Annotated in this window: 1 rRNA gene; it reads left to right on the top strand. The window is 53.1% G+C overall.

The features are described from left to right. Positions 1-2,237: ribosomal RNA gene (locus LDX58_RS25550) — 23S ribosomal RNA — on the top strand; the annotation flags it as partial. Positions 2,238-2,239: the final 2 nt, after the last annotated feature.

The following is a 2,239-nucleotide window of genomic DNA, read 5'->3' as shown; positions in this document are numbered from 1 at the left end:
TAGTACGTGGTCGTAGACCCGAAACCGTGTGATCTACCCATGTCCAGGGTGAAGTTCAGGTAACACTGAATGGAGGCCCGAACCCACGCACGTTGAAAAGTGCGGGGATGAGGTGTGGGTAGGGGTGAAATGCCAATCGAACACGGAAATAGCTGGTTCTCTCCGAAATAGCTTTAGGGCTAGCCTCGAGGGAAGAGTTTTGGAGGTAGAGCACTGATTGAACTAGGGGTCCCCACAGGATTACCGAATTCAGTCAAACTCCGAATGCCAAATACTTATCCTCGGGAGTCAGACTGCGAGTGCTAAGATCCGTAGTCAAGAGGGAAACAGCCCAGACCATCAGCTAAGGTCCCAAAGTATACGTTAAGTGGAAAAGGATGTGGAGTTGCCCAGACAACCAGGATGTTGGCTTAGAAGCAGCCACCATTTAAAGAGTGCGTAATAGCTCACTGGTCGAGTGACTCTGCGCCGAAAATGTACCGGGGCTAAACGTATCACCGAAGCTATGGATTGACACCTTTGGTGTCAGTGGTAGGAGAGCGTTCTAAGTGCTGCGAAGTCAGACCGAGAGGACTGGTGGAGCGCTTAGAAGTGAGAATGCCGGTATGAGTAGCGAAAAGAGGGGTGAGAATCCCCTCCGTCGAAAGCCCAAGGTTTCCTGAGGAAGGCTCGTCCGCTCAGGGTCAGTCGGGACCTAAGCCGAGGCCGAAAGGCGTAGGCGATGGACAACAGGTTGAAATTCCTGTACCACCTCCTCACCGTTTGAGCAATGGGGGGACGCAGAAAGGTAGGGTAAGCGCGCTGATGGATATGCGCGTCCAAGCAGTTAGGCTGAGAAGTAGGCAAATCCGCTTCTCATATAAGGCTGAGCTGTGATGGCGAGGGAAATTTAGTACCGAAGTTCCTGATCCTACACTGCCTAGAAAAGCCTCTAGCGAGGTGAGAGGTGCCCGTACCGCAAACCGACACAGGTAGGCGAGAAGAGAATTCTAAGACGCGCGGGAGAACTCTCGTTAAGGAACTCGGCAAAATGACCCCGTAACTTCGGGAGAAGGGGTGCTCTATTAGGGTGCAAGCCCGAGAGAGCCGCAGTGAAAAGATCCAAGCGACTGTTTAGCAAAAACACAGGTCTCTGCGAAGCCGCAAGGCGAAGTATAGGGGCTGACACCTGCCCGGTGCTGGAAGGTTAAGAGGAGGGGTTATCCTTCGGGAGAAGCTCTGAATTGAAGCCCCAGTAAACGGCGGCCGTAACTATAACGGTCCTAAGGTAGCGAAATTCCTTGTCGGGTAAGTTCCGACCCGCACGAATGGTGTAACGATTTGGATACTGTCTCAACGAGAGACCCGGTGAAATTATAGTACCTGTGAAGATGCAGGTTACCCGCGACAGGACGGAAAGACCCCATGGAGCTTTACTGTAGCTTGATATTGGATGTTGGTACAGTTTGTACAGGATAGGTAGGAGCCTTGGAAATCGGAGCGCCAGCTTCGGTGGAGGCATTGGTGGGATACTACCCTGACTGTGCTGACATTCTAACCTCGAACCGTGATCCGGTTCAGGGACAGTGTCAGGTGGGCAGTTTGACTGGGGCGGTCGCCTCCTAAACAGTAACGGAGGCGCCCAAAGGTTCCCTCAGAATGGTTGGAAATCATTCGAAGAGTGCAAAGGCATAAGGGAGCTTGACTGCGAGACCTACAAGTCGAGCAGGGACGAAAGTCGGGCTTAGTGATCCGGTGGTTCCGCATGGAAGGGCCATCGCTCAACGGATAAAAGCTACCCTGGGGATAACAGGCTTATCTCCCCCAAGAGTCCACATCGACGGGGAGGTTTGGCACCTCGATGTCGGCTCATCGCATCCTGGGGCTGAAGTAGGTCCCAAGGGTTGGGCTGTTCGCCCATTAAAGCGGTACGCGAGCTGGGTTCAGAACGTCGTGAGACAGTTCGGTCCCTATCCGTCGCGGGCGCAGGAAATTTGAGAGGAGCTGTCCTTAGTACGAGAGGACCGGGATGGACACACCGCTGGTGTACCAGTTGTTCCGCCAGGAGCATAGCTGGGTAGCTACGTGTGGAAGGGATAAGTGCTGAAAGCATCTAAGCATGAAGCCCCCCTCAAGATGAGATTTCCCATGGATTAATCCAGTAAGACCCCTTAGAGATGATGAGGTTGATAGGTCTGGTGTGGAAGCGTGGCGACACGTGGAGCTGACAGATACTAATCGGTCGAGGACTTATCCAATA

It is taken from the genome of Alkalihalobacillus deserti (assembly GCF_020734105.1).
GTDB classification, from domain to species: Bacteria; Bacillota; Bacilli; order Bacillales; family Bacillaceae_D; genus Halalkalibacter; species Halalkalibacter deserti.
The sequence above is the reverse complement of the archived record's forward strand: the minus strand, read 5'-3'. Positions and strand labels throughout refer to the sequence as shown.